General features: G+C 66.4%; 24 protein-coding genes. 21 read left to right on the top strand and 3 right to left on the bottom strand.

Annotated features, from left to right (window positions below; translation table 11 throughout):
- The first annotated feature begins 214 nt into the window (after window positions 1–214).
- The 18 genes from AAHB16_RS01370 (at window position 215) to aceA (ending at window position 19,839) form a co-directional block, all read left to right on the top strand.
- Window positions 215–2,158 carry a gamma-glutamyltransferase family protein gene (locus AAHB16_RS01370; protein WP_411859829.1) on the top strand — a complete coding sequence of 648 codons (1,944 nt, stop codon included), beginning with the start codon at window positions 215–217 and terminating at the stop codon, window positions 2,156–2,158.
- Window positions 2,159–2,422: 264 nt separating this feature from the next.
- Complete coding sequence (locus AAHB16_RS01365; RefSeq protein WP_342049847.1) at window positions 2,423–3,781, top strand: hypothetical protein; 1,359 nt, start codon at window positions 2,423–2,425, stop codon at window positions 3,779–3,781.
- 10 nt (window positions 3,782–3,791) lie between these two features.
- Window positions 3,792–5,180 (top strand): hypothetical protein, encoded by a 1,389-nt coding sequence (locus AAHB16_RS01360; protein WP_342049846.1) that lies wholly within the window; start codon window positions 3,792–3,794, stop codon window positions 5,178–5,180.
- Between the two features lie 365 nt (window positions 5,181–5,545).
- The gene (locus AAHB16_RS01355) at window positions 5,546–6,553 is read left to right on the top strand and encodes a sulfate ABC transporter substrate-binding protein (protein WP_150372036.1); all 1,008 of its coding nucleotides are present in this window, start codon (window positions 5,546–5,548) and stop codon (window positions 6,551–6,553) included.
- Between the two features lie 229 nt (window positions 6,554–6,782).
- Window positions 6,783–7,949, top strand: a complete 1,167-nt coding sequence (ssuD, locus tag AAHB16_RS01350; protein ID WP_150372035.1) for an FMNH2-dependent alkanesulfonate monooxygenase — start codon at window positions 6,783–6,785, stop codon at window positions 7,947–7,949.
- Between the two features lie 11 nt (window positions 7,950–7,960).
- The gene (gene ssuC / locus AAHB16_RS01345) at window positions 7,961–8,782 is read left to right on the top strand and encodes an aliphatic sulfonate ABC transporter permease SsuC (RefSeq protein ID WP_223851461.1); all 822 of its coding nucleotides are present in this window, start codon (window positions 7,961–7,963) and stop codon (window positions 8,780–8,782) included.
- 14 nt (window positions 8,783–8,796) lie between these two features.
- A complete protein-coding gene (locus AAHB16_RS01340; RefSeq protein WP_150372034.1) occupies window positions 8,797–9,714 on the top strand; it encodes an ATP-binding cassette domain-containing protein in 918 nt (305 codons plus the stop codon).
- A gap of 48 nt (window positions 9,715–9,762) precedes the next feature.
- Window positions 9,763–9,978, top strand: coding sequence for a TOBE domain-containing protein (locus AAHB16_RS01335; RefSeq protein WP_109581308.1), 216 nt, complete (start codon window positions 9,763–9,765; stop codon window positions 9,976–9,978).
- Between the two features lie 11 nt (window positions 9,979–9,989).
- Complete coding sequence (locus AAHB16_RS01330) at window positions 9,990–10,835, top strand: EAL domain-containing protein (protein WP_150372033.1); 846 nt, start codon at window positions 9,990–9,992, stop codon at window positions 10,833–10,835.
- Complete coding sequence (locus tag AAHB16_RS01325; protein WP_342049845.1) at window positions 10,832–11,524, top strand: RBBP9/YdeN family alpha/beta hydrolase; 693 nt, start codon at window positions 10,832–10,834, stop codon at window positions 11,522–11,524. The genes AAHB16_RS01330 and AAHB16_RS01325 overlap by 4 nt, the downstream gene beginning before the upstream one ends.
- 106 nt (window positions 11,525–11,630) lie before the next feature.
- Window positions 11,631–12,563, top strand: a complete 933-nt coding sequence (gene cysT / locus AAHB16_RS01320) for a sulfate ABC transporter permease subunit CysT (RefSeq protein ID WP_150372031.1) — start codon at window positions 11,631–11,633, stop codon at window positions 12,561–12,563.
- A gap of 3 nt (window positions 12,564–12,566) precedes the next feature.
- Entirely contained in the window at window positions 12,567–13,592 is a 1,026-nt protein-coding gene (gene cysW, locus AAHB16_RS01315; RefSeq protein ID WP_342049844.1) for a sulfate ABC transporter permease subunit CysW, read from the top strand.
- Entirely contained in the window at window positions 13,589–14,698 is a 1,110-nt protein-coding gene (locus AAHB16_RS01310; RefSeq protein ID WP_150372029.1) for a sulfate/molybdate ABC transporter ATP-binding protein, read from the top strand. The genes cysW and AAHB16_RS01310 overlap by 4 nt, the downstream gene beginning before the upstream one ends.
- Window positions 14,695–15,645, top strand: coding sequence for a CysB family HTH-type transcriptional regulator (locus tag AAHB16_RS01305; protein WP_150372028.1), 951 nt, complete (start codon window positions 14,695–14,697; stop codon window positions 15,643–15,645). Before AAHB16_RS01310 ends, AAHB16_RS01305 begins: the two co-directional genes overlap by 4 nt.
- Window positions 15,646–15,765: 120 nt before the next feature.
- Entirely contained in the window at window positions 15,766–16,935 is a 1,170-nt protein-coding gene (locus AAHB16_RS01300) for a sensor histidine kinase (protein ID WP_342049843.1), read from the top strand.
- A gap of 19 nt (window positions 16,936–16,954) precedes the next feature.
- Window positions 16,955–17,776, top strand: a complete 822-nt coding sequence (locus AAHB16_RS01295; RefSeq protein WP_342049842.1) for a LytR/AlgR family response regulator transcription factor — start codon at window positions 16,955–16,957, stop codon at window positions 17,774–17,776.
- A 43-nt stretch (window positions 17,777–17,819) separates the two neighbouring features.
- On the top strand, window positions 17,820–18,236 hold the full coding sequence (locus AAHB16_RS01290) for a gamma-glutamylcyclotransferase family protein (protein WP_150372026.1): 417 nt from the start codon (window positions 17,820–17,822) through the stop codon (window positions 18,234–18,236).
- A gap of 295 nt (window positions 18,237–18,531) precedes the next feature.
- Window positions 18,532–19,839, top strand: a complete 1,308-nt coding sequence (gene aceA, locus AAHB16_RS01285; RefSeq protein WP_342049841.1) for an isocitrate lyase — start codon at window positions 18,532–18,534, stop codon at window positions 19,837–19,839.
- 65 nt (window positions 19,840–19,904) lie between these two features.
- Here the strand turns inward: aceA and AAHB16_RS01280 are convergent, their stop codons facing one another.
- Together AAHB16_RS01280 and AAHB16_RS01275 are read right to left on the bottom strand one after the other, a co-directional pair.
- The gene (locus AAHB16_RS01280; protein WP_150372024.1) at window positions 19,905–20,339 is read right to left on the bottom strand and encodes a universal stress protein; all 435 of its coding nucleotides are present in this window, start codon (window positions 20,337–20,339) and stop codon (window positions 19,905–19,907) included.
- Between the two features lie 106 nt (window positions 20,340–20,445).
- Window positions 20,446–21,402 (bottom strand): LysR family transcriptional regulator, encoded by a 957-nt coding sequence (locus AAHB16_RS01275; RefSeq protein WP_342049840.1) that lies wholly within the window; start codon window positions 21,400–21,402, stop codon window positions 20,446–20,448.
- A gap of 147 nt (window positions 21,403–21,549) precedes the next feature.
- On the opposite strand from AAHB16_RS01275, the gene AAHB16_RS01270 reads away from it, so the two are divergent.
- The 3 genes from AAHB16_RS01270 (at window position 21,550) to AAHB16_RS01260 (ending at window position 24,477) form a co-directional block, all read left to right on the top strand.
- A complete protein-coding gene (locus tag AAHB16_RS01270) occupies window positions 21,550–22,251 on the top strand; it encodes a haloacid dehalogenase type II (protein ID WP_150372022.1) in 702 nt (233 codons plus the stop codon).
- A gap of 49 nt (window positions 22,252–22,300) precedes the next feature.
- Window positions 22,301–23,887 (top strand): malate synthase A, encoded by a 1,587-nt coding sequence (gene aceB, locus AAHB16_RS01265; protein WP_150372021.1) that lies wholly within the window; start codon window positions 22,301–22,303, stop codon window positions 23,885–23,887.
- 119 nt (window positions 23,888–24,006) lie between these two features.
- The gene (locus tag AAHB16_RS01260) at window positions 24,007–24,477 is read left to right on the top strand and encodes an SRPBCC family protein (RefSeq protein ID WP_342049839.1); all 471 of its coding nucleotides are present in this window, start codon (window positions 24,007–24,009) and stop codon (window positions 24,475–24,477) included.
- A gap of 18 nt (window positions 24,478–24,495) precedes the next feature.
- On the opposite strand, the gene AAHB16_RS01255 is transcribed toward AAHB16_RS01260, so the two are convergent.
- Complete coding sequence (locus AAHB16_RS01255) at window positions 24,496–24,765, bottom strand: acyl-CoA-binding protein (protein ID WP_150372019.1); 270 nt, start codon at window positions 24,763–24,765, stop codon at window positions 24,496–24,498.
- Window positions 24,766–24,905: the final 140 nt, after the last annotated feature.

The raw sequence follows: 24,905 nt of genomic DNA, 5'->3' as shown, positions 1-24,905 counted from the left end.
TGGCCGATACACGTTCGCTGAGCCTCTTCTCGCCCTAGCGCGAGTCCCTGCATTTCCCCTTTATTCGTCGAGCATCGAGCGATGCCGCCTGGTCGAGCCACCAGCGCGGCAGGGGGGCGTTTTTCCTTTTATTTTTGGTCGTAGTCCCGGAGGACAAATCGTGTTGCATCTCAAAAGAAAGCAGCTGGCACTGGCCACGGCCGTCGCCAGTACCCTGCTCGTCATCTCGTGCGGCGGCGATGACAATCCCCCCACGTCATCCACCCCGACCACGCCGGTCACGCCCGCGGACACCAGCTGTCAGGTGCTGGCGGACAATGGCACCACCGTTGTCGTGGGATCGAACCAGCCGGGCGATCCGTCGCTGCCGGAGCCCGCATCGGGCTATCGCAAGGGGCTGAAGCCGGTCAGCGCGAAGACCTATATGGTCTCGTCGTCGAACGCCTATGCCAGCGCCGCCGGTTGCGCGGTGCTGAAGAAGGGCGGCAGCGCGGCCGATGCGGCGGTGGCCGTGCAGTCGGTACTCGGCCTGACCGTGCCCGAAGCCACGGGCATGGGCTCGGGCGGTTTCATGCTCTACTACGACGCGCGCAACAAGTCCGTGCAGGCGTACGACGGCCGCGAGTCGGCCCCGGCCGCGGCGACCGAGAACTACCTGCGCTGGATCGATGACGTGACCACGCAGACGACGCCCGTGCCGAGCGCGCGCGCGAGCGGACGCTCGATCGGCACGGTCGGTATTCCGCGCCTGATCGAACGCGTGCAGAAGGAACACGGCAAGCTCGCGTGGAAGGATCTGTTCGGCGATGCGATCTCGCTGGCTTCGAACGGCTTTCCGATCGGCGGCCGCCTGGCCGCGGCAATCTCGAGCAATGCCACCTCGCTGAAGCGTGATGCCGAAGCGCTCGCGTACTTCTTCAATGCGGACGGCACGCCGAAGGCGCTGGGCACGGTGCTCAAGAATCCGGCCTACGCCAACACGCTGACCCAGATGGCCGCGAACGGGGCGAACGCGATCTACACGGGCCAGATCGCGCAGGACATCATCAACAAGATCGGCACGACCGCGGCGGTGGACGGCAGCCCGATCACCCCGGGCAAGACCACGCTGGCGGATCTGGCCGCATATCAGGCCAAGATGCGCGAGCCAATCTGCACGACGTACCGCGCGTACTGGATCTGCGGTGCGCCGCCTCCGACGTCGGGCGGTATCACGGTGCTGTCGGCGATGGGCATTCTCGAGAATTTCGACATGGCCTCGATGAAGCCGACCGCGATCGACGGCGAGGGCGGCAAGCCCGCCGTGCTCGGCGTGCATTACGTGAGCGAGGCCGAGCGCCTGGCCTACTCCGATCGCGACAAGTACGTGGCCGACACGGACTTCGTGCCGCTGCCCGGCGGTTCCGCCAACACGATGCTGAACAAGTCGTACATGGCATCGCGCGCGGCACTGATCTCGCCGACGGCGAGCATGGGCACGGCGACCGCGGGCAACCTCGGCAACGTGCCGCTCGGCGTGGCATCGCTGATCGAGCACGGCACGAACCAGTTCACGATCGTCGATGCCGACGGCAGCGTGGTCAGCGCGACCACGTCGGTGGAATCGAGCATGGGGTCGTTCCATATGACCAACGGCTTCCTGCTCAACAACCAGCTGACGGACTTCAACGCGACGCCGACCGATTCGCTCGGCGTGCCGATTGCCAACCGCGTACAGCCGGGCAAGCGTCCGCGTAGCTCGATGTCGCCGACGATGGTGTTCCGCAAGGCCGCCGACGGTTCCATCGGCGACTTCTTCATGGCCACCGGTTCGCCGGGCGGCGGCACCATCCCGCAATACGTCGTGAAGACGCTCGTGGGCGTGCTCGACTGGGGCCTGGACGCGCAGCAATCGTCGGGTCTCGTCGACTTCGGTGCGAGCAACTCCGCGACGACGACCGTGGGTGGCGAGCATCCGAACGTGGACATCACGAACAGCGGCAACAACGATCCGCTGATCACGGGTCTGCGCGCGCTGGGCCATACGGTCTCGACTTCCGCGCAATCGAGCGGCGTGAACACGGTCATGCGCTCGCAGAACGGGGGCACGCCGATCTGGACCGGCGGCACCGATCCGCGCCGCGAAGGCGTGGTGCTGGGCGACACGTTCCGTCCGTAATCGCACTTCGCTGAGAACGCGCCTCGCCCGACAGGGCGGGGCGTTTTTTTTTCAGAGTCGTTGTTTCATCGTCCTATTCCGAATTGTGTGTCGTCGGGCGTCTTGGCGCCGTGACACTTGATGGAAGTCAATTCCATACGGGCCTCGGCCCTCTAGCCTCGTTTCTGTTTCCACCGAGTGCGCGAGGGCATGATGGCAAGTGAGCGAGAAAAAACGGCGAAGCGGTTGACGGTACGCGCGGCGCCACAGGTCTGCCGATGGGCGATGCTTCCGGCCTGTCTGGTCCTGTGGGGATGCCCGGAGCAGATCGGACCGAATGCGACCGGCGGCACGGGATCCAAGACGTCCGTCACGTCATCGACACCGGCCACTGCGCCGACACCGAAGCCCGAGGACGTGAACGCGCCGCTTGCCTTTCGCGGCACGCTGTCCTTCGGTGGCACATTCGTCATGGTCATCAACCAGCCGGAGGCCGGCAAGGCCACGATCCGCTTCGAGGATTCGCCGTTCGGGCTCAAGGGTGCCATCGTCGGCGATGTGCGCAAGGTATCGGGGCGCGGCGGGCTGGCCGTGACCGCGCTTGTGTCCGACGGCAGCGACCCGCCGCCCGAAGCCGTGATCGAGGCGTTGCCACGTATTGGCGTGCGGTTCGGCATTGGCAACGGTGCGTTGCGCGGCGAGATCGAAGGGCTGCCCAATGTCGCGCTGGCGCAGGGGGGCGAACCACCCGGCACGGTGAAGACCCGGCATCCGGGATCGGCGATACTGGCCGGAACGATTCACGCGGTGGCCACCGAGAGCGCGCCGCCGCTGGCCAGCATCGCGGGGACGTACACGTACATGAGCGAGACCGCGCGGTACCCGGCGCGCTACTTCGCACCGCTGCCGGGTAGCCAGAGCGCGCAGGTGGGCCAGTTGCGCATCGAGAGCGATGGCAAATTCAGGGCATGCCCGAATCAGGTCTACGCCGAGGCATGCGAGCCGGTGCGCAGCGGCGATGCGGTCATGACCGCGGAGGTACGGCTTGCGGATCAGACGCGGCATCCCGGCCAGTTCGAGGTGTGGAGCGCGGATGTCCTCATCGGCCGCCTCTTCGCGCAGGAGGACATGGGCAAGTGGAATCTGCGCATGGCACAGCAGGGGGGAGTGGGAAACGATACCGTGCAGATCGGTAGCTGGATCATGCAGGCGACGACGCAGCCCCTTGCAGCCGATGCGCTCGACGGCAAGTGGCGGTGCATCCAGCCAGCGCTCGACCTTGCGGCCACAGCGCTGAATCCGCCGGTATCCAGCGGCATGATCGACGAGAGAGACTGGATCCTGAAGGGCGGGGGCATCGCGAGCGACGATCACGGTTCGCTGGACTCGGCGCGTCTGACATTCAATGCAGGGTTCGCCGCCGATGCCAACGGGAAGCCAGCGCCTTTGCCCGGCGTCGTGTACGCGTTCAGGCAGGACACGCAGACGCGGCCCGGCACCGGCGAGGAGCGCGAGGAAGTGATATTGCCCCTCGACGACCAGTCCTTTGCCTATCTGCGCGAAGTCGACGGCAAGGCGGAGAGCACGGTTGCGGGGCTGTGCTACCGAAGATCGGACAAGCGGCCCGGGCGACCCAGCCACTGAGGACGTATCCATGGAAGCCATGGCAGGCGTCACGCATGCGCGGGGCAGGTGGCCGTTTTATGGTCCGCTGTATGGTCCGCTGTACGGTCCGCTGTACGGTCCGCTGTACGGTCCGCTCTACGGTCTGCTCTGCAGTCTGGTCTGCGGTCTGCTCGCGGGATGCCCGTCGGAGGAGGGGGCGCAACCCGCGAGTCGCCCGGCGAGCGCGGGCACCGGCACCGCGACCCCGGGGCCCGCGAAGCCCCCGAAACATTATCTCGGCATGATGTCGCTCGGCGGCACGATCGCGCTGACGCTCGACGCGCCGGCCCCGGGCAGGGTCACGCTGCGATTCGCCGATTCACCGTTCGGCCTGCACGGCAGTGTCGTCGGCCACTACATGCCCGACGGCGACGGCTATGTGGTCACGAGCCTCGAGGCGGATGCCGCCGATCCGCCGCCCGGCCATGTCGTGTCGCAGCTCGGCGAGCTCGAGGTGGCCTTTCGCGTGGGAGACGACCGGTTGGGGGACGACCCGTTGGGGGGCGACCGGTTGGGCGGCGATATCGCCAATCTGCCGGCATCGGCGTTACCGGGCGCGGCACGGCTCGCGGGATTGATCCACGCGACGTCCCTGGCGGCATTGCCGGCCATGGCCGACATTGCGGGCGATTATGCCTTTGTGATGACGCACGTCGATCGCGCGGAAGGGGATCTTTCCCCCGTGCATGGCAGCAACCAGGCGGCGGCCGGGCAGGCGCGGATTACCGCGGACGGACGGCTCGCCATCTGCCGGGGGCAGGATTACCGGGACCATTGCACGGCCCCGGACACGGGCGAGCCGGCGCCGGGCGCCACGCTCCACCCGGCGGATCAGACGCGCTATCCAGGCGCGTTCGAGTTACGCGCGGACGGCGAGGTGGCGGGGCGCGTGTTCCTGTCGCGCGATGGCGATGCCTGGACGCTGTTTATCGATCAGCAGCAATCGCTGGGCGGCAAGCTCGATCTGGGCGCGTGGGTCCTGCGCAGCGCCCGGCCTTTGCGGGACGGCGCCCTGTCGGGCAACTGGTCCTGCCGGCAGCCGGACGTCAGCTTTTCGGTGCTGGCAGGCGCCCAGCTCAGCGGCGCGATGGCCGGCCATTCCTTGTGGATCGATGGGGGCACCGTTGCCACGGGGCGGGTGCCGGGCATCGTCAGCGATCTCTCGCTCAACGCCGCGTTCGGCAACTTCAGCGAGACCCGGCCGGCTTCCGTCGGCGGGCTGGCCCACGTGAAATGGTTCGATCCGCCCATACAGCCCCACACGGAGCTGATTCGCGAGCAGGTGCTGATGCCGCTGGGCGACACCCATCTGATCTACCTCAACGAAATGCGCAGGGATGTCGACAGCGTCGTCTGGGGCGCCTGCCACAAGATGTAGCGGGTGCCGGCGAATGCGCTCGCAACTGACACAGATCAAGGCAAGCGCACATCGCGATCGGTAGCATCGATCCTGTCATGGAGATGCGGGGGCGCTCTCCATGGCTTGTCTACCCGTTTCCAAATGGAAACTTGGCCCGCGGCACGCAAGTCCCGCGGGCTATTTTTTTGGCCGCTCGTCGCTTTTCATGGCTTCTCATGGCGGTATGTGCATATTGCCGCCTGTTCTTATGCGGAAAACGTGCAAGGTTCGATGAAACCATTCGTTCCGTTCAGATAGCCCCGTCGGTAGTCTCCATCCCTGACACATTGAACAACCAGGCGCCACGCGCCGATTCACGACCTTTTCAGACGGGAGCACTTCAGATGATTCGCAAGCTGGCCATCGGCCTCGCCGCTTTCGCCGCGATCGGCGCCGCCCAGACCGCCTCGGCCAACACCAACCTGCTCAACGTTTCGTACGATCCGACCCGTGAGCTCTACGTGGACGTCAATGCCGCCTTCGCCAAGGCCTGGAAGGCCCAGGGCGGCGACAACGTGACGATTCGTCAGTCGCACGGCGGCTCGGGCAAGCAGGCCCGTTCCGTGATCGATGGCCTGGACGCGGACGTGGTCACGCTGGCGCTCGGCTACGACATCGACGCGATTGCCGAGAAGGGTCTGCTCAAGGCCGACTGGCAGAAGCGCCTGCCGCACAACGCCTCGCCGTACACCTCGACCATCGTGTTCCTGGTGCGCAAGGGCAATCCGAAGCAGATCAAGGACTGGAACGATCTGGTCAAGCCGGGCGTGCAGGTGATTACGCCGAACCCGAAGACCTCGGGCGGCGCGCGCTGGAACTACCTGGCCGCATGGGGCTACGCGCTGCGTCAACCGGGCGGCAATGAAGCGAAGGCCAAGGAATTCGTCGGCGCGCTGCTGAAGAACGTGCCGGTGCTGGACTCGGGCGCGCGCGGCGCGACGACGACGTTCGTCGAGCGCGGCCTGGGCGACGTGCTGATCGCATGGGAAAACGAAGCGATCCTCGCGATCAAGGAACTCGGTCCCGAGAAGTTCGATATCGTGGTTCCGTCGGTCTCCATCCTGGCCGAGCCGCCGGTGGCCGTGGTCGACAAGGTCGTGGACAAGAAGGGCACGCGCAAGGTGGCCGAGGCCTACCTGCAGTTCCTGTACACGGACGAAGGCCAGGAAATCGCGGCAAAGAACTACTACCGTCCGATTTCCGAGAAGATCGCGGCCAAGTACGCATCCAACTTCCCGAAGATCAAGCTGTTCACGATCGACGAGGCGTTCGGCGGCTGGCAGAAGGCCCAGAAGGCGCACTTCGCCGATGGCGGTTCGTTCGACCAGATCTATCAGCCGGGCAAGCGCTGATTGCCGAACAAGGCCGGGGCGCGCCGCCCCGGCATGCCTGAAGGAGACGCAAGCAATGATGATCCTTCCACCCAGGCAATCCGCGCCGCGTTCGTGGCGCGCCAGATGGCGATGTTCCGCCTGATCTGATTCCGGCTTGTTATTTTCCGCTCCATGCATGTCGCCGTGTTCGGGCCGACAGGGGAGCGTTCGTTCGCTTATCCAACGAGATCGCTACGAGGCAACGTTCATGCAAGTCTTCTGGTTTATCCCCACGCACGGCGACAGCCGCTACCTCGGTACCTCCGAGGGCGCGCGCGAAGTCAATTTCGACTACCTGCGGCAGATCGCGACGGCCGCGGACACGCTCGGCTATGAAGGCGTGCTGATCCCGACCGGCCGCTCGTGCGAGGACCCGTGGGTCGCCGCGTCCGCGCTGGCCGCGGTCACGCGCAAGCTGAAGTTCCTGGTCGCGGTGCGCCCCGGGCTGATGACGCCGACGCTGGCCGCGCGCATGGCCGCCACGTTCGACCGCATCTCCGGTGGCCGCCTGCTGGTCAACCTGGTGACGGGCGGCGATGTGGCCGAACTGGAAGGCGATGGCCTGTTTCTCGATCATGCCGAGCGCTACGAGGCGTCCTCCGAATTTATCCGCGTCTGGCGCGACGTGCTGGCCGCCAGTCACGACAGCGGCGAGATCAGCTTTGCCGGCAAGCATATCAACGTCAAGGGCGCGCGGGTCCTGTATCCGCCGCTGCAGCGCCCGCATCCGCCCGTGTATTTCGGCGGATCGTCGGCGGCCGCGCATGACCTCGCCGCGGAACAGGTGGAGGCGTACCTGACCTGGGGCGAGCCGCCCGCGGAGGTCGCGAAGAAAATTGCCGACGTGCGCGCGCGGGCCGAGAAGCTTGGCCGCACCGTGCGTTTCGGCATTCGTCTGCATGTGATCGTGCGCGAAACCGACGAGGCCGCATGGGCCGCCGCCGAAGACCTGATCAGCCGGCTCGACGACGAGACCGTGGCGCGCGCGCAGGCGGTGTTCGCGAAGATGGACTCCGAAGGCCAGCGCCGCATGGCCGCGTTGCATGCGGGCGGCAAGAACGCGCGTACGCGCGAGGCGCTCGAGATCAGTCCGAACCTGTGGGCGGGCGTGGGCCTCGTACGCGGAGGCGCGGGCACGGCGCTCGTGGGCGATCCGAAGACCGTGGCCGCGCGCATGGAGGAATACGCGGCGCTCGGTATCGACACGTTCATCCTCTCCGGTTATCCGCACCTCGAAGAGGCCTATCGTTTTGCCGAACTGGTGTTCCCGCTGCTGCCGCGCAACGTGCGCGAGAAGCTGCCGGGCCAGGTCCTGTCGGGACCGTTCGGCGAAGTCATGGCAACCGGCCTCGTGCCGCGCGCCGCGCAAAGCTGAAGGAGCCCGCAATGTCCGCACCGTCGATTCCCGTCAACCGCGGCACCGGCCGGCAGGCGACCAACGCCGCGGGCGCGCTGCGTGCCGTGGCGCCCTGGATCGTGCCCGTGCTGCTGATCTTCACGTGGCAGGCCGCGTCGCAACTGGGCTGGCTGTCCAACCGCGTGCTGCCGGCCCCGCTGGCCGTGGTGGAAGCCGCCTGGGGGCTCGCCGTGTCGGGCGAACTGTGGCGGCACGTGTGGGTGAGCACGTGGCGCGCGCTGATCGGGCTGGCCGTCGGCGGCGGGCTCGGGCTTGCGCTCGGCCTGCTGACGGGCACGTTCCGTACGGCCGCCACGCTGCTCGACAGCACGTTGCAGATGATCCGGAACATTCCGACGCTAGCGCTGATTCCGCTCGTGATCTTGTGGTTCGGCATCGACGAGACCGCGAAGCTGTTCCTGGTCGCGCTCGGCGTGTTCTTTCCGGTGTACCTCAACACGTATCACGGCATCCGCGCCGTCGATCCCGCGCTTGTCGAGATGGCCCGCAGCTATGGGCTCTCCGGCTGGCGCCTGTATCGCGAGGTGATCCTGCCTGGCGCGCTGCCGAACATCCTCGTCGGCGTACGGTTTTCGCTCGGCCTGATGTGGGTGATCCTGATCGTGGCCGAGACGATCTCCGCGCAGTCGGGCATCGGCTACATGACCATGAATGCGCGCGAGTTCCTGCAGACCGATGTGGTGCTGGTGGGCATTCTGCTCTATGCGCTGCTCGGCAAGCTGGCCGACGTGCTGTCGCGCGCGCTCGAACGTTACTGGCTTCGCTGGCATCCCGGTTACCAGACATCCTGAGCAGGAGTTATCGCATGCAAAGTCATCCCCTCGAAGCGGCCGCGGTCGCCTATGTGGACGCCACCCTGCGGCGCCAGACGGCCGACGATCTCACGCATCCGCAGGGCCATGCCCGCGCCGTCGCGCGCAACGGCGCGCAGGGCGGCGTTGCGCTGCACGTGCAGCAGGTGGTCAAGCGCTATAACGGACGCGAGGTGCTGCACGGCATCGAGCTGCAGACGACGCCCGGCGAGTTCGTGGCGATCGTGGGCCGCAGCGGCTGCGGCAAGAGCACGCTGCTGCGTCTGGTCGCGGGCCTCGAAGGCCGCGACGAAGGCGCGATCACGTTCGATGGCCGCGATGGCCGCACGCAGCGCGAGGACATCCGCGTGATGTTCCAGGACGCGCGCCTGCTGCCGTGGAAGCGCGTGCTGGACAACGTGGCGCTGGGCCTGCCGAAGGAACGCGCGGCCGATGCCGCGCAGGTGCTCGCGCAGGTCGGCCTGGCCGAACGGGCGCAGGAATGGCCCGCGCGTCTTTCGGGCGGCCAGCGGCAGCGTGTGGCGCTGGCGCGCGCGCTCGTCCATCACCCGCGGCTGCTGCTGCTCGACGAGCCGCTCGGCGCGCTCGACGCGCTGACGCGCATCGAGATGCAGGGCCTCATCGAATCGCTGTGGCGCCGGCTCGGTTTTACGGCGCTGCTCGTGACGCACGACGTGTCGGAGGCGATCGCGCTGGCCGATCGCGTGGTGCTGATCGAGGACGGCCGCATCGCGCTGGACGAGCGCGTGGATCTGCCGCGGCCGCGGCAGCGTGGCTCGGTAGCGTTCGCGCAGCTGGAGGACAGGGTCCTGCGCCGTGTCATGCAGCACGAGGGACATGAGGGCAGCGAAGAGGTGGTCGTCGAGGTGCCGCGCGTCCGGCATTTCGACTCGGTGGGCTGGGCGGTTTGATACGACCCCCGGCGAATGTGAATCATTTTTTCCGAAGGAGCTTCTATCATGAGCATTCAGGCGATCAACGTACGTAATCAGTTCCGTGGCAAGGTGGCCAACATCATCGAGGGACCTGTGGTGTCGGAAGTCGATGTGGAAACCCCGGCGGGTATCGTGACGTCGGTCATCACCACGCGGTCGATCCGCGACCTGGGCCTGGTCAAGGGCAGCGAGGTCGTGGCGCTGGTCAAGGCGACCGAGGTGTCGCTGGCCAAGCTCTGAGGGTCCATACCATGCCCGACGCGCTCGACCGCTATCTGGAAACGTTGCCCCGGGGTCCCGTCGCGGGGCGGGAGCTGTGGCGCGATGCGAGTGGCCAGGTTCAGGGCCAGTACTTCAACTGTTCGCTGACGAGCGTCTTCGAGCCGCTCGTCACGCTGGCGGATCGCAGCGTCGTCGCGCACGAGGGCGCCATTCACACCTACGCCGAGGACGGCGTGGGGCTTGCCGCATGGAAGCTGTTCGCCATGGCGGCCGACGATGCCTCGCTGGTGTCGCTGGACCGCCTGTCGCGGCTCGTGCATGCGATCAATTATTTCGCCGGCCCGCCCGAGCAGGACGGCGGGCACAAGCTGGTGCTCAACGTGCATAACCGCCTGCTGGCGGCCGTGGCCGACGATCACGGGGCCGCATTCCGGCGCGCGCTGCAATCGCTGGGCCTGCCGCTCGAGCGGTTCGTGATCCAGGTGCCCGCGAGCGCCAACGACGATCTGCCGCTGCTGCTGCACGTGGTGGGCAATTACCGGCGCAACGGGTTTGCGGTGAGCCTGCAGGCGTCCGATCCGGCCGAGGCGGGCGCGCTGATGGCGCATGCATTGCCGGACTGGCTCAAGCTCGACATGCGCCGCACATGGACGGACCGCCAGTTGTCCGGTCTGCGCGCGAGCGCCGCGAACGCGGGCGTGACGCTGATCGGCCGCCGGCTGCAGGACACGCTGTCGGTGGAGCGGTTACAGGCCGCGGGCATCGCGCTGGGGCAGGGTATCGCCGCGGGCGAGGCCGTGTCGGCACGGCAATTGCACGCGGGAACCGACAAGTCAGGGACAGCCGCGAGCGCGTCGCGCAAGGAGCCAGCATGAGTGCATTGCCCCCCACCGGAGAAACCGCCGCATCGTTGCCGTCGGCCGCCAGCGCGCCGTCCGGCCAGCTGGCCGTCCCGCGCGGACTGCAGATCCTGACCGTGCCGGGCCTGCACGGCAGCGGCCCCGCGCACTGGCAGTCGCGCTGGGAGGCGCGGCATCCGGACTGGCAGCGCATCGAACAGCACGACTGGTCGCGGCCAAGCCTGCCGCTGTGGTCGGAGCGCGTGTCCGAGGGCGTCATGCGCGCACGGCGCGTGGCCCAGGGTGGTGCGGTGCTCGTCGCGCACAGTTTTGGGTGTCTGGCCACGCTCCGGCAGGCGGCCCTCGATCCGGTCGGTATCGCGGGCGCGCTGCTCGTGGCGCCGGCCGATCCGGACAAGTTCGGCGTCGGCGCGCTGCTGCCGACGTGGAAGCTGCCGTTTCCGACCGTGCTGATCGCGAGCCGCGACGACCCGTGGATGGTGCAGCGCACGGCGTTCAGCTGGGGCGCGCTGTGGGGCAGCGAACTCGTCGATGCGGGCCAGCTCGGCCATATCAATGCGGACTCCGGGCTTGGCGAATGGCCAGTCGGGCAGGCCTATCTCGCCACATTGCTCCAGCGCATCGAGTCGCAAGGCACGGAAAGTGATGTTTCAGGCTGCTGGGAGTCGAGCGTGGAGCTCGGCTGCACCACTCCTTATATCTAAACCGTCTAAAGACATGCAGAAAGATTCGTTCTGTTTATAAGGGCCTATCTGCAAAATTTGTCTCGGTAGCCCGCGCGTTATGCGCCGGCTTCATAAGCGAGACGATATGCCGCCATCCATTACCGCCACGGACCTGCCACCGTCCGGGCCCAAGCCAGCCAGCCGTACGCTCCGTCCGAGGACGAACCAGCGCTTTACCGTACTGCCCGGATTCGGGTTGTCGCTGGGCTTCACGATCTTCTACCTGACGCTGATCGTCCTGATTCCGCTGTCGGCGACGTTCCTGAAGACGTTCACGATGACGTGGGAAGCGTTCTGGCGCACCGTGACGGAACCCCGCGTGGTGCATTCGCTGGAACTGAGCTTCGGCGCATCGTTCGTCGCGGCCATCATCAATACCGTGTTCGGCCTGATTGTCGCGTGGGTGCTCGTGCGCTACCGCTTCTTCGGCAAGCGATTCATCGACGCGCTCGTCGATCTGCCGTTCGCGCTGCCCACGGCGGTGGCCGGTATCGCGCTGACCGCGCTGTTCGCGGGCAATGGCTGGATCGGCAAGTATCTGGAACCGCATGGCATCAAGGTCGCGTTCACGCCGCTGGGTATCGTCGTGGCCCTGACGTTCATTGGCCTGCCGTTTGTCGTGCGCACCGTGCAACCGGTGCTCGAGGACGTGGAGCGCGAGCTCGAGGAAGCCGCGGCGAGCCTCGGCGCCTCGCGCCTGCAGACGTTCTATCGCGTGATCCTGCCGGCCATCCTGCCCGCGCTGCTCACGGGTTTTGCGCTTTCGTTCGCGCGCGCCACGGGCGAGTACGGTTCGGTGGTCTTTATCTCCGGCAACATGCCGATGGTGTCGGAGATCGCGCCGCTGATGATCTATTCGAAGCTCGAGCAGTACGACTACGCGGGCGCGACCGCGGTGGCCGTGGTGATGCTCGTGATCTCGTTCGTGCTGCTGCTGCTGATCAACCTGTTGCAGGCCTGGACGCGACGCCACCAGACTGGCGCGCGCGCGGCTGCAGAAATCGTGGCGAAGGATTAAGAGATGGCCGGCGCAGTTTCCCGACTCGGATCGAAGGGCACGGCCCATCATCCCTACGACGCCACCGGCGAGTCCCGATGGGTCCGCTACACGCTGATCACGGTGGCGGTGCTGTTTCTCGCACTGTTCCTGTTCGTACCGCTGGCATCGGTGTTCTTTGAAGCGTTCAAGAAGGGCGTCGATACGTACCTGAGCGCGCTGACCGAGCCCGACGCGGTCTCGGCGATCCAGCTCACGCTGACGGTGGCCGCCATCGCGGTACCGCTGAATGTGGTGTTCGGCGTGGCCGCGGCCTGGGCCATCGCGAAGTTCGACTTTCGCGGCAAGAACCTGCTGATCACGCTGATCGACCTGCCGTTCTCGGTGTCGCCCGTGATCTCGGGCCTGATCTATGTGCTGATGTTCGGCGCGCAGGGCTGGTTCGGCCCATGGCTGGAAGCGCACGACATCAAGATCATGTTCGCGGTGCCCGGCATCGTGCTCGCGACGGTCTTCGTGACGTTCCCGTTCGTCGCGCGCGAGCTGATTCCGCTGATGCAGGCGCAGGGCAGCGAGGAAGAAGAGGCCGCGATCGTGCTCGGCGCGTCGGGCTGGCAGACGTTCCGGCATATCACGCTGCCGAACATCCGCTGGGGCCTGCTGTATGGCGTGATCCTGTGCAACGCGCGCGCCATGGGCGAGTTCGGCGCCGTATCGGTGGTGTCGGGCCATATCCGCGGCCTGACCAACACGATGCCGCTGCACGTGGAAATTCTCTACAACGAATACAACTTCGCGGCCGCGTTCGCGGTGGCGTCGCTGCTGACGCTGCTGGCGCTCGTGACGCTCGGCATCAAGACGCTGGTCGAGATGCGCGCCGCGCGCGAACACAGCGAGGACGCGCTGGAGCGGCCGGCCGATCCGGTACTGGCCCCGTCCTCGCCCAGGGGTGCGGTGTCGGAACCCACCACGCAACACACCACGCAACACACCACGCAACAAGCATCGCATCAATCGCAGCAACAACCGCTGCAGGGACAGGCATCATGAGCATTCAGGTCAGGAACGTAGAGAAGCGCTTCGGCGACTTCGTGGCACTGGACAACGTGTCGCTCGACTTCGACGAAGGCGAGCTGACCGCGCTGCTGGGCCCGTCCGGCTGTGGCAAGACCACGCTGTTGCGCATCATCGCCGGCCTGGAACGCGCGGATGCCGGGCAGGTCGTGCTGGCCGGTACCGATGCCTCGCAGCATCACGTGCGCGAGCGTAACGTGGGCTTCGTGTTCCAGCACTACGCGCTGTTCAAGCACATGACGGTGTTCGAGAACGTGGCCTTCGGCCTGCGCGTGAAGCCGCGCGCCGAGCGTCCGTCGGAAGCGAAGATCCGCGAGAAGGTGAAGTCGCTGCTGGAACTCGTGCAACTGGACTGGCTGGCCGACCGCTATCCGTCGCAGCTGTCGGGCGGCCAGCGCCAGCGTATCGCGCTGGCCCGCGCGCTGGCCGTGGAGCCGCGCGTGCTGCTGCTGGACGAGCCGTTCGGCGCGCTCGACGCCAAGGTGCGCAAGGAACTGCGCCGCTGGCTGCGCCGCCTGCATGACGAACTGCACGTGACCAGCGTGTTCGTGACCCATGACCAGGAAGAAGCGCTCGAAGTGGCCGATCAGGTCGTCCTGATGAATCGTGGCCGCGTGGAGCAGTTCGGCACGCCGGAGGCCGTCTATAACCATCCGGCCACGCCGTTCGTGTTCGGCTTCCTCGGCAATGTGAACCTGTTCCACGGCCGCCTGGAAGTCGGCGACACCGGCGGCCTGCTGCATACGGGCGACTCGGTGCTGCCCGTGGTGGGGCAGGGCCACGAGACCGCCGGCGATGCCGTGGCCTATGTGCGCCCGCACGACCTCGACCTCGAGCGCTACGCGCCGGGCACCGACGGGATTGCCGTGACGCTGCGCCGCGCGCTGACGCTGGGCCCGGTCGCCCAGCTGGAACTCGAGCGCGAAGACAACCAGGACGTGATCGAGGTGGCGCTGCCGCTCGAACGCTTCCGCCATCTGGGCTTCCGCGAGGGCGAACTGCTCGCCGTGCGGCCCCGCCAGTTGCGCGTCTTCACGCGCGACACCCCTGTGCAGGACAAGAACAACGGAGTCACGCCATGAACTTCCAGCAACTGCGATCGATTCGCGAGGCGGTACGCCGCCAGTTCAATCTGACCGAAGTCGCCAACGCGCTGTACACCTCGCAGCCGGGCGTGTCGCGCCAGATCCGCGAACTCGAGGAAGAGCTCGGCGTGGAAATCTTCGAGCGCTATGGCAAGCGCCTGACCGGCCTGACCGAGCCGGGCCGCGAAATCGTCCGCATCGTCGAGCGTCTTTTGCTCGAGGCCGAGAACCTGCGGCAGGCCGGCGACGAGTTCGCGGGCCGCCATACGGGTCGCCTGACGGTGGCCACCACGCACACGCAGGCACGCTACGCGTTGCCGAAGGTGGTGCAGAGCTTCCGGCGCGAATACCCGCACGTGACGCTGGCCCTGCAGGAAGCGTCGCCGCAGCATATCGTCGAGCTGTTGCTGACCGGTCAGGCCGATATCGGCATCGCGACCGAGGCGGTGGCGAGCGAGGCGGGCCTGACGTCGTTCGAGGCCTACAGCTGGCAGCACGTGCTCGTGGTCTCGCCCGACCATCCGCTCACGCGCATTCCGGAACCGTCGCTCGAGGACATCGTCAATTTTCCGATCATCACGTACGACGCGGGCTTCACGGGCCGGCGCAAGATCGACGGCGCGTTCGCCGAGGCGGGCCTCCAGCCAGAGATCGTGCTGACCGCGATGGACGCGGACGTGATCAAGACGTATGCGGAACTGGACCTGGGCGTGGGCATCATCGCGTCCATGGCGTACGACGCGCGCAAGGACGCGGGGCTGGTGCGCATTACGGCCGATCACCTGTTCGAACCCAACACGACCAGTGTGGCGGTCCGGCGCGGGGCCTACCTGCGCGGCTATGCGCAGGCGTTTATCAGCATGTTCGCGCCGCACCTGTCGGCGGACACGATTTCCACCGCGCTCGCGGAGACCGTGCGCGGGCAGGCGCTCCAGGCGGCCTGATCCCACCGGTTTTCGCACACTTGGCGCCGTGCCGGTGCGTTTCGTCGCACGGCGCTTCCCCCGGCCCGGTAACCGGCGTAAAGTTACCTCCACGCAGCATTGCTGGAGGGACGAGACCCCGTGAACCGTTGTCTGTATGCCGCGCTACCGTCGAGGCTGACCATCCTTGGCCGCGATCTGCTGTTCGTCATCTGCATGAACACCGTGATCGCCCTGAGCCTCAACTACGGCTTCCGCACTGGCGGTTCGCTGTTCCACAATCTCGTCTATAGCCAGCTGATCGGCCTCTCCATCTGGGCGCTGATCGATATCCCGCGCGTGGGAATCTGGTGGAACGACCGGCCCCGCCGCTGGCCGTTCCTGTGCCTGGCCGCCGTGGCCGTGCCCGTGGGCGTGCTCTTCGGCAGCTGGGCCACGCGCGAGGTGCTGAACCTGCCGATCCGTTCGCATGCGGAGACCGGCGACATGCTGCGCATGTGCCTGGTGGTGGGGATGCTCGCCTCGGCGAGCATGATCTATTTCTACTGGTCGCGCGAGAAGCTCGCCTACCTCGAGCGGCAGGCCGCGCTGGACGCGCTGCAGCGCGAGGAAGCGGAGAAACAGCTCGTGCGCGCGCAGCTGATGGCGCTGCAGGCCCAGATCGAGCCGCATTTCCTGTTCAATTCGCTGGCCAACCTCGACGGGCTGATCGCCACCGATCCCCGCGCGGCGCGGCAGCTGCTTCAGCGGCTGATCGGCTTCCTGCGCACGTCGCTCAAGCACACGCGGGCGGAGCAATGCACGCTGCGGCAGGAGTTCGAACTGCTGCGCAGCTACCTCGAAATCCAGTCGATGCGTTTCGGCTCGCGGCTGGCGTTCGAGATCGACCTGCCGCCCGCGCTCGCGGATGTGGAAATTCCGCCGATGCTGATCCAGCCCCTGGTCGAAAACGCCGTGACGCACGGCATCGAGCCCTGCATGCGGGGCGGCGCGATCGTGCTGGCCGCGCGCGACCCCGGCGATGGCAATGTGCAGGTGGTGATCACCGACAACGGCGTGGGCTTCTGCCAGGGCGGCAGCAAGGGGTCCGGCATGGGCCTCACGCACGTGCGCGAGCGGCTGGCGCGGATCTTCGGGGCGGCCGCGACCATGCAGATGGAAGAAAACCAGCCGCGCGGCGTGATCGTGCGGCTGACGCTGCCGCTCGTGCGGCGGACCGATACCGCGCCGATGGTGCCCGCCGAGGGCGTGGCGGCCGTGCCGGCGCGCGCCCGTCCGGCGGGCGGTACCGTGTCGCCGGCGCATACCTGATCCACAACCCACCCCCGCGATGTCCCCGACGCTGCTGATCGCCGATGACGAACTGCTGCTTGCGCGCGTGCTCGAGGCCGAGCTCGGTGCGCTCTGGCCGGAGGCGCGCATCGTCTCCGTGGTGCATGACGGCGTATCCGCGCTGGATGCCGCGCGCGAGCACCGGCCCGACGTGGCCTTTCTCGATATCCGCATGCCCGGCATGAGCGGGATGGACGTCGCGCGCGAACTCGTGGAGCTGGATGCGCCGCCGCTCGTGGTTTTCGTGACCGCCTACGATCAGTTTGCGCTCGAGGCCTTCGAGCGCGCGGCGGTCGATTACGTGCTCAAGCCCGTGCAGCACGAGCGGCTGGAAGCCACGGTGGCGCGGCTGCGGGAGCGGCTATCGGTGCGGCTGTCGTCCCCGGCGGCCGAGCCCGAGCCGGCCGCGGTGGACGCCGATCGGCTCGCGCAGCTGCTGCACCGGCTGGAGGCGCTCGAGAATCCGCCACCGCAGCGCGGCGTCGCGCCGGGCCAGTACCTGCGCTTTATCAAGGCGCTGGTCGGGCACGAGGTCCGCATCATTCCCGTGGACGAGGTGATCTACCTCGAGGCCACGGACAAATACGTGAACGTGGTGTCCGCCAACGGCGAGGCACTGATCCGCACGAGCCTGCGCGAACTGGCGCAGCAGCTCGATCCCGACCGCTTCTGGCAGATCCACCGCGGCACCGTGGTGAACATCGATTGCGTGGCGAGCGCGGTCAACCAGTCGCTCGGGCGTGTGTCGCTGCGGCTGCGCAACCGCGCGGAGTCGCTGCCCGTGGCGCGGCAGTATGCGCACCTCTTCAAGCAGATGTAATCGCATAAGATGGCGTGTCTTTCCCCATCCTGTCCGTCCCATCATGCATCGCGTATTCGTCTACGGCACGCTCCGTGCCGGTGAAGTCAACGACCTGAACCTCGCCGCGGCGCGGCATGGCATTGCGGCGCCGACACTGGTCGGCCCCGGCGTGATCGCCGGCCGCCTCTATGACTTCGGCACCTATCCGGGCCTCGTGCTCGACGCCGCGGCCGGTCCGGTGGCCGGCGACATCTACGACATTCCCGAGGCGCTGCTGCCCGTGCTCGACGAGATCGAGGAGGTCTATCCCGGCCAGGCCACGCTGTTCGTGCGCGAGGTGCGCGACATTGCGCACGGCGGCGCCATGGTGCCGTGCCTGCTGTACCCCGTGGCCGATAGCGCCGTGGCGGGGCTCGCGCGAATCGAGAGCGGCGACTGGGTCGAATATCGACGCGCGCGGGACGTGGCGGCCGCCTGATCCCGTGACCGCCAGAATTTCACGATGCGGAAAGCTGTTTTGGTGCGCAAAAATGCATGGGTGCGGAGCACAACGTGCATTTCTCATCATGAAAGACCGCATGCCACATCGCGAAATTTATCCCGTAACACATTGAATATAAAGAAATAAAAATCTTCGCTTGCGGACGGTTCTGCGCTTGTTGCGACGCGGGAGGCTTCCCTACACTCTTATATAAGACACATGACCTGCGGCAGCAAAAACCGGTCGGTGTCACGAGTTTCGAAGCCCACCACATCGATCACAGGAGAACACCATGTCCCGCCAACAAGATATCCAGAAGCTCCAGCAAGACTGGGAAACCAACCCGCGCTGGAAGGGCGTGTCGCGTAACTACACGGCCGAGGACGTGATCCGCCTGCGCGGTTCCATCCAGGTCGAACACACGCTCGCGCGCCGTGGCGCCGAGAAGCTCTGGCATCTGCTCAATACCGAGCCGTTCGTGAACACGCTCGGCGCGCTGACGGGCAACCAGGCCATGCAGCAGGTGAAGGCGGGCCTGAAGGCGATCTATCTGTCGGGCTGGCAGGTGGCCGGCGACGCGAACGTCGCGGGCGAGATGTATCCCGATCAGTCGCTGTATCCGGCCAACTCGGTGCCGCTCGTGGTCAAGCGCATCAACAATACGTTCCAGCGCGCGGACCAGATCCAGTGGAGCGAAGGTTCGGGCGATGTCGACTACTTCGCGCCGATCGTGGCCGACGCCGAAGCCGGTTTCGGCGGCGTGCTGAACGCGTTCGAACTCATGAAGGCGATGATCGAGGCGGGTGCCGCCGGCGTCCACTTCGAAGACCAGCTTGCTTCCGTCAAGAAGTGCGGCCATATGGGCGGCAAGGTGCTCGTGCCGACGCGTGAAGCCGTGGCCAAGCTGCATGCCGCGCGTCTGGCGGCGGATGTCTCGGGCGTGCCGACGCTGGTGATTGCGCGGACCGATGCCGAGGCGGCCGATCTGCTGACCTCGGACGTGGACGATCGCGACAAGCCGTTCTGCACGGGCGAGCGCACGGTCGAAGGCTTCTATCGCACCAAGCCCGGCATCGATCAGGCCATCGCGCGCGCCATTGCCTACGCCGAAGTGGCCGACCTCGTCTGGTGCGAGACCGGCAAGCCCGATCTGGAGTTCGCGAAGAAGTTCGCCGAGGCCGTGCACGCGAAGTTCCCGGGCAAGCTCCTCGCGTACAACTGCTCGCCGTCGTTCAACTGGAAGAAGAACCTCGACGACGCGACGATCGCCAAGTTCCAGAAGGAACTCGGTGCGATGGGCTACAAGTTCCAGTTCATCACGCTGGCGGGCTTCCACTCGCTGAACTACTCGATGTTCAACCTCGCCTACGGCTATGCGCGCAACCAGATGAGCGCGTTCGTCGAACTGCAGGAAAACGAGTTCGCCGCGGCCGAGAAGGGCTTTACCGCGGTCAAGCACCAGCGCGAAGTGGGCACCGGTTACTTCGATGCGGTCACGCAGACCATCGAAGGCGGCCAGTCCTCGACCACGGCGCTCAAGGGCTCGACCGAGGATGAGCAGTTCTTCGACGAGAAGAAGGCCGAGCGCAAGGCAGCGTAAGGTCGCTCCCCCTCTCCCCCTCTCCCTGGATGGGAGAGGGGGAGAGGGGAGACGGGGAGCGCCTGCTATCGATAGACGATGACCGGGATGTCGGTGTGCGTGAGCACCTTCTGCGTCTCGCTGCCGAGTAGCAGGCCGGTCAGGCCGCGGCGGCCGTGGGAGGCCATGAAGATCACGTCGCAGCCGTGGCGCTCGGCCGCGTCGATGATGCCGAGGTAGGGCACCGCGAACGTGGTCATGTCGGCGTCGAACGGCAGGTCCTCGGCCCGTGCCGCGGTCTCGATCTCGCGCAGATAGAGCCGCGCCTGATTCTCGATGCGGTCCTTGAACGCCTGCGGCGCCTCCACCACGATCTCGCTGAAAGGCGTGTAGGGATACTCCTCGAGGCAGACATAGGCGGTGACGCGCGCGCCGATCGCCTTGGCCAGTTCCAGGCCGCCGTCGATGGCCTTCTTCGACAGCGCGGAACCGTCAGTGGGTAACAGGATGTGCTTGAACATGCTGGACCTCCTTTCTCGAAGTCAACCCGACAAGTTCATTCTAGTCCGCTTGCGACGCCTGCCCTTGTTTCAGATCAAACCGCATCGTGCCGTGCCGCACGCACCGTTACGCCACGATGTCGTGGCCGGCCTCGGCCGCGAGCGCGGCCGCCTGCTCGGCGCGGCGCCAGTAGGCGGGATTGCCGTAGGTGTTCTTGAGATGGTCGATAAACAGCCGTACACGCAGCGGCAGATGCTTGCGCTGCGGAAAGACGGCGTGGATGCCGATCGGCGGCGCCTGGAATTCGTCGAGCACGGTCACGAGCCGGCCGGCCGCAATCTCGTGGCCGACTTCCCACCACGAGCGCCAGGCGAGGCCATGGCCCTGGAGGCACCACTCGTGCAGCACCGCGCCGTCCGTGCATTCCATCGTGCCACCCACCTTGACGGTCACGGGCTGGCCGTCCTGCTGGAACACCCAGCCACGCTGGACGTTCGCGCTGGCGCCGAACGCCAGGCAGTTGTGGCGCGCGAGGGATTCCGGATCGGACGGCGTACCCGCGCGCGCGAGGTAGGCCGGCGAGGCCACGACCACGCGGCGGTTTTCGGCCAGCCGGATCGACACGAGATTCGAGTCGGGCAGGTCGCCGAGCCGGATTGCGCAGTCGAAGCCCTCGTTGACGAGGTCCACCACGCGGTCCGCGAGGTCGAGCGTGATGGTGACGTCGGGGTGCGATTCGATGAACAGCGGCACGACCGGCGCCACGTGCTTGCGGCCGAAGCCGGCCGGCGCGGTCACGCGCAGGTGGCCGCTGGCCTTGACGCCGCCGGCGGACACGCTGGCCTCGGCGTTGTGCAGGTCGTTGAGGATGCGCTGGCAGTCCTCGAGAAACGCGGATCCCTCGAAGGTCAGCGTGAGGCGGCGCGTGGTGCGGACCAGCAGCTTGACGCCCAGGCGTTCCTCGAGCGCGTCGATGCGGCGGCCGATGATGGCGGGCGCCACCCCCTCGGCCGCGGCGGCCGCGGAGAGGCTGCCGCGTGATGCGACCGACACGAACGTCTCGAGTTGTTTGAAGTGGTCCACGGTTGCAACGCATGAGTTTCAGCGGAATCGGGCTAGATTAGATGCCGAAAAGTAAAAGATCAAGTGACCCCCACCGGCTTTGTCGCACTGCAATGCGTGCCTACAATGCCCTGCATTCAGACGTGTACAACCCCATTCAGTCCATTCATGCACAAGATTCGCGCGGTCGTGTTCGATGCCTATGGCACGCTGTTCGACGTGTATTCGGTCACGGCGCGCGCGGAGCAGCTGTTTCCGGGCAAGGGGGAAGCGCTGGCACTGCTGTGGCGCGAGCGTCAGATCGACTACACGCGCGTGCGCACGATGGCGGCGCCCGATGGCGCGCGGTACAAGCCGTTCTGGGAGATCACGATCGACGCGCTGCGCTTTGCGGCCGAACGGCTGGGGCTGGACATGAACGCGGGCACGGAGGCGCAGCTGCTCAAGGAGTACGCCTGCCTGTCCGCGTTCCCGGAGAACCTCGGCGCGCTCAAGCGGTTGAAGCGCGCGGGGCTGCCGCTCGGCATCCTGTCGAACGGCAATCCCGAGATGCTCGATATCTCGGTCAAGAGCGCGGGCATGCAGGGCCTGTTCGACCATGTGCTGTCGGTCGAGTCCGTGCGCCAGTACAAGACCGCGCCGGCCGCCTATGCGCTCGGCCCGGCCGCGTTCGACCTGCCCGTGCAGGAGATCCTGTTCGTGTCCTCCAATGGCTGGGACGCGTGCGGGGCCGCCTGGTACGGCTATACGACGTTCTGGATCAACCGTGCCGGCCATCCGGCGGAGCGCCTCGACGTGGCGCCTGCCGGGACCGGGCACGACATGAACGACCTGCTCGCTTTCGTCGCCACCCGTGGCGTGCCGAACTGACGCGCGGGTCTACCCCTCACCATTCCATCGCATATACAGGAGAACACTGATGGCTATCACGCTGCCCGCGGGCATGAAGATTACCGGCGAGATCCTGCCGGCCTATGAAGACATCCTGACGCCGGAAGCCCTGGCCCTCGTAGACAAGCTCCACCGCGCCTTCGAGCCGCGCCGCCAGGAACTGCTGGCCGCGCGCGTGGAGCGCGCGAAGCGCCTCGACGCCGGCGAAATCCCCGATTTCCTGCCCGAAACGAAGTCCATTCGCGAGGGCGACTGGAAGGTGGCCCCGGTACCGAAGGCGCTCGAATGCCGCCGCGTGGAGATTACCGGTCCGGTCGAGGCCAAGATGGTGATCAACGCGTTCAACTCAGGTGCCGACAGCTACATGACGGACTTCGAGGACTCGAACACGCCGAACTGGCACAACCAGATGCAGGGCCAGGTCAACCTGAAGGCCGCCGTGCGCCGCACGCTGACGCTGGACTCCAACGGCAAGCACTACAAGCTCAACGACAAGATCGCCACGCTGCAGGTGCGTCCGCGCGGCTGGCATCTGGACGAGAAGCACGTCACGATCGACGGCAAGCGCATTTCGGGCGGTATCTTCGATTTCGCGCTGTTCCTCTTCCATAACGGCAAGGAGCAGATCGCGCGCGGCGCGGGCCCGTTCTTCTATCTGCCGAAGATGGAAAGCCACCTCGAGGCACGTCTGTGGAACGACGTCTTCGTGATGGCGCAGAAGGAAGTCGGCCTGCCGCAGGGCACGGTCAAGGCGACCGTGCTGATCGAGACCATCCTCGCCGCGTTCGAGATGGAAGAGATCCTGTACGAACTGCGCGATCACAGCGCGGGCCTGAACGCCGGCCGCTGGGACTACATCTTCTCGTGCATCAAGAAGTTCAAGGTGGACAAGGACTTCTGCCTGGCCGACCGCGCCAAGGTCACGATGACCGCGCCGTTCATGCGCGCCTACGCGCTGCTGCTGCTCAAGACCTGCCACAAGCGCGGCGCGCCCGCGATCGGCGGCATGAGCGCGCTGATCCCGATCAAGAACGATCCGGAGAAGAACGCGATTGCGATGGAAGGCATCATCAGCGACAAGCGCCGCGATGCGACCGACGGTTACGACGGCGGCTGGGTCGCGCACCCGGGCCTCGTGGAGCCGGCGATGAAGGAATTCGTCGCGGTGCTCGGCGACAAGCCGAACCAGTTCGAGAAGCAGCGTCCGGACGTGAACGTGAAGGGCGCCGATCTGCTCGACTTCAAGCCGGAGACGCCGATCACCGAGCATGGCCTGCGCATGAACATCAACGTGGGCATCCATTACCTCGGCGCCTGGCTGGCCGGCAATGGCTGCGTGCCGATCCACAACCTGATGGAAGACGCCGCCACGGCCGAGATCTCGCGCTCGCAGGTGTGGCAGTGGATTCGTTCGCCGAAGGGCAAGCTCGAGGATGGCCGCAAGGTTACCGCCGAGCTGGTGCGCGCGCTGATTCCGGAAGAGCTGGCGAAGGTGAAGCAGGTCGTCGGCGGTGAAACGCCGACCTACGACCGCGCCGCGCAGATCTTCGAGCAGATGTCCACGTCGGAAGACTTCGCCGAATTCCTGACGCTGCCGCTGTACGAAGAAGTCTGATCCGCCTCGTCGCGAATCGGCAAAGCCCCCGGGTTCCCCCGGGGGCTTTTTTTATGCATCTGCGGCACCATGTTCGTCACGCATTCATAATGACGGCATTGACGAACTGGAGAAGTGAGTTGCGTTTCGAACACCTGGTGGAGATCAACGATCCCGGCAATCCCGCGGTGGAACCGCTGACGGCAGGGCAGCTATGGCAGGGGCTCGTGCTGCGCGCGGAAGCGCCGACCGAGTTCATCCTGGGGCTCGACCGCGCCGAGGTGACGGCGCGCGGCGAAGGCTGGATCGAACGGGTGCTGCACTTCGGCGAGGCAAAGATCCGGGACCGCGTGGTGTACGAGCCGCAGCGGCAGGTCCGGTATGAAACCGCGGCCACGGCCGAGCATGCGGGCGGCACGCTGACGATGGTGATCGAGACGCCGGGCCCCGATGCGCTGCTGCTGCGCTTTATCTACGAGACGACGATGCCGGCGGTGGACGCGAGCGGCGACGACCGCTACGCGGAGATCGTCAAGTCCGCCTATCACGAGGCGGACCTGGACACCGTGCGCAAGATCCGCGAGGTCGCGCACAGCGGCCGGCTCGGCTGAGCCGGCCCCCGCGGCGGGTCAGCTGACGGCGCCGCTGCGCAGTTCTTCGACGAGGTCGATGTACTTCTGCATCGCCTCGTCCTTCGCCGTGCCCTTCAGCGATTCCCACGCCTCGAACTTGTAGCGGCCGACGAAATCCGTCATGCCGGGCTTGTCGCCATGCGCGTCGCCTTCGCTGCCTTGCTTGTACAGCGCGTAGAGGCGCAGCAGCGTCATGTTGCTCGGGCGCTCGCTCAGCGCTTTGACATCGACCGTGGCTTGTTCGAAGCGGGCCTGAAGATCGCTCATGGGGGACTCCTGTTTCAAGAAATTGCGGTGAATTTTGTGCGATGTCCGATGATAGCCGCGCCCGCGCGCCGTTTGCGGCAAAAAAATCCGAAGAAGCCTTCGGTCGCGCCTTGTCGCGGGGACAACGGATACAATCGCGG

It is taken from the genome of Cupriavidus sp. OTU4054 (genome assembly GCF_038440175.1).
In the GTDB taxonomy this organism is placed as follows: domain Bacteria; phylum Pseudomonadota; class Gammaproteobacteria; order Burkholderiales; family Burkholderiaceae; genus Cupriavidus; species Cupriavidus pauculus_D.
This window is presented reverse-complemented; position numbering and strand designations above follow the sequence as displayed.

Excerpts from the sequence above, each read along its gene's own strand:
- AAHB16_RS01365 (WP_342049847.1), top strand. The coding sequence starts at position 2,423 with ATGCTTCCGGCCTGTCTGGTCCTGTGGGGATGCCCGGAGCAGATCGGA.
- AAHB16_RS01360 (WP_342049846.1), top strand. The coding sequence starts at position 3,792 with ATGGAAGCCATGGCAGGCGTCACGCATGCGCGGGGCAGGTGGCCGTTT.
- AAHB16_RS01355 (WP_150372036.1), top strand. The coding sequence starts at position 5,546 with ATGATTCGCAAGCTGGCCATCGGCCTCGCCGCTTTCGCCGCGATCGGC.
- ssuD (WP_150372035.1), top strand. The coding sequence starts at position 6,783 with ATGCAAGTCTTCTGGTTTATCCCCACGCACGGCGACAGCCGCTACCTC.
- ssuC (WP_223851461.1), top strand. The coding sequence starts at position 7,961 with ATGTCCGCACCGTCGATTCCCGTCAACCGCGGCACCGGCCGGCAGGCG.
- AAHB16_RS01340 (WP_150372034.1), top strand. The coding sequence starts at position 8,797 with ATGCAAAGTCATCCCCTCGAAGCGGCCGCGGTCGCCTATGTGGACGCC.
- AAHB16_RS01335 (WP_109581308.1), top strand. The coding sequence starts at position 9,763 with ATGAGCATTCAGGCGATCAACGTACGTAATCAGTTCCGTGGCAAGGTG.
- AAHB16_RS01330 (WP_150372033.1), top strand. The coding sequence starts at position 9,990 with ATGCCCGACGCGCTCGACCGCTATCTGGAAACGTTGCCCCGGGGTCCC.
- AAHB16_RS01325 (WP_342049845.1), top strand. The coding sequence starts at position 10,832 with ATGAGTGCATTGCCCCCCACCGGAGAAACCGCCGCATCGTTGCCGTCG.
- cysT (WP_150372031.1), top strand. The coding sequence starts at position 11,631 with ATGCCGCCATCCATTACCGCCACGGACCTGCCACCGTCCGGGCCCAAG.
- cysW (WP_342049844.1), top strand. The coding sequence starts at position 12,567 with ATGGCCGGCGCAGTTTCCCGACTCGGATCGAAGGGCACGGCCCATCAT.
- AAHB16_RS01310 (WP_150372029.1), top strand. The coding sequence starts at position 13,589 with ATGAGCATTCAGGTCAGGAACGTAGAGAAGCGCTTCGGCGACTTCGTG.
- AAHB16_RS01305 (WP_150372028.1), top strand. The coding sequence starts at position 14,695 with ATGAACTTCCAGCAACTGCGATCGATTCGCGAGGCGGTACGCCGCCAG.
- AAHB16_RS01295 (WP_342049842.1), top strand. The coding sequence starts at position 16,955 with ATGTCCCCGACGCTGCTGATCGCCGATGACGAACTGCTGCTTGCGCGC.
- AAHB16_RS01290 (WP_150372026.1), top strand. The coding sequence starts at position 17,820 with ATGCATCGCGTATTCGTCTACGGCACGCTCCGTGCCGGTGAAGTCAAC.
- aceA (WP_342049841.1), top strand. The coding sequence starts at position 18,532 with ATGTCCCGCCAACAAGATATCCAGAAGCTCCAGCAAGACTGGGAAACC.
- AAHB16_RS01280 (WP_150372024.1), bottom strand. The coding sequence starts at position 20,339 with ATGTTCAAGCACATCCTGTTACCCACTGACGGTTCCGCGCTGTCGAAG.
- AAHB16_RS01270 (WP_150372022.1), top strand. The coding sequence starts at position 21,550 with ATGCACAAGATTCGCGCGGTCGTGTTCGATGCCTATGGCACGCTGTTC.
- aceB (WP_150372021.1), top strand. The coding sequence starts at position 22,301 with ATGGCTATCACGCTGCCCGCGGGCATGAAGATTACCGGCGAGATCCTG.
- AAHB16_RS01255 (WP_150372019.1), bottom strand. The coding sequence starts at position 24,765 with ATGAGCGATCTTCAGGCCCGCTTCGAACAAGCCACGGTCGATGTCAAA.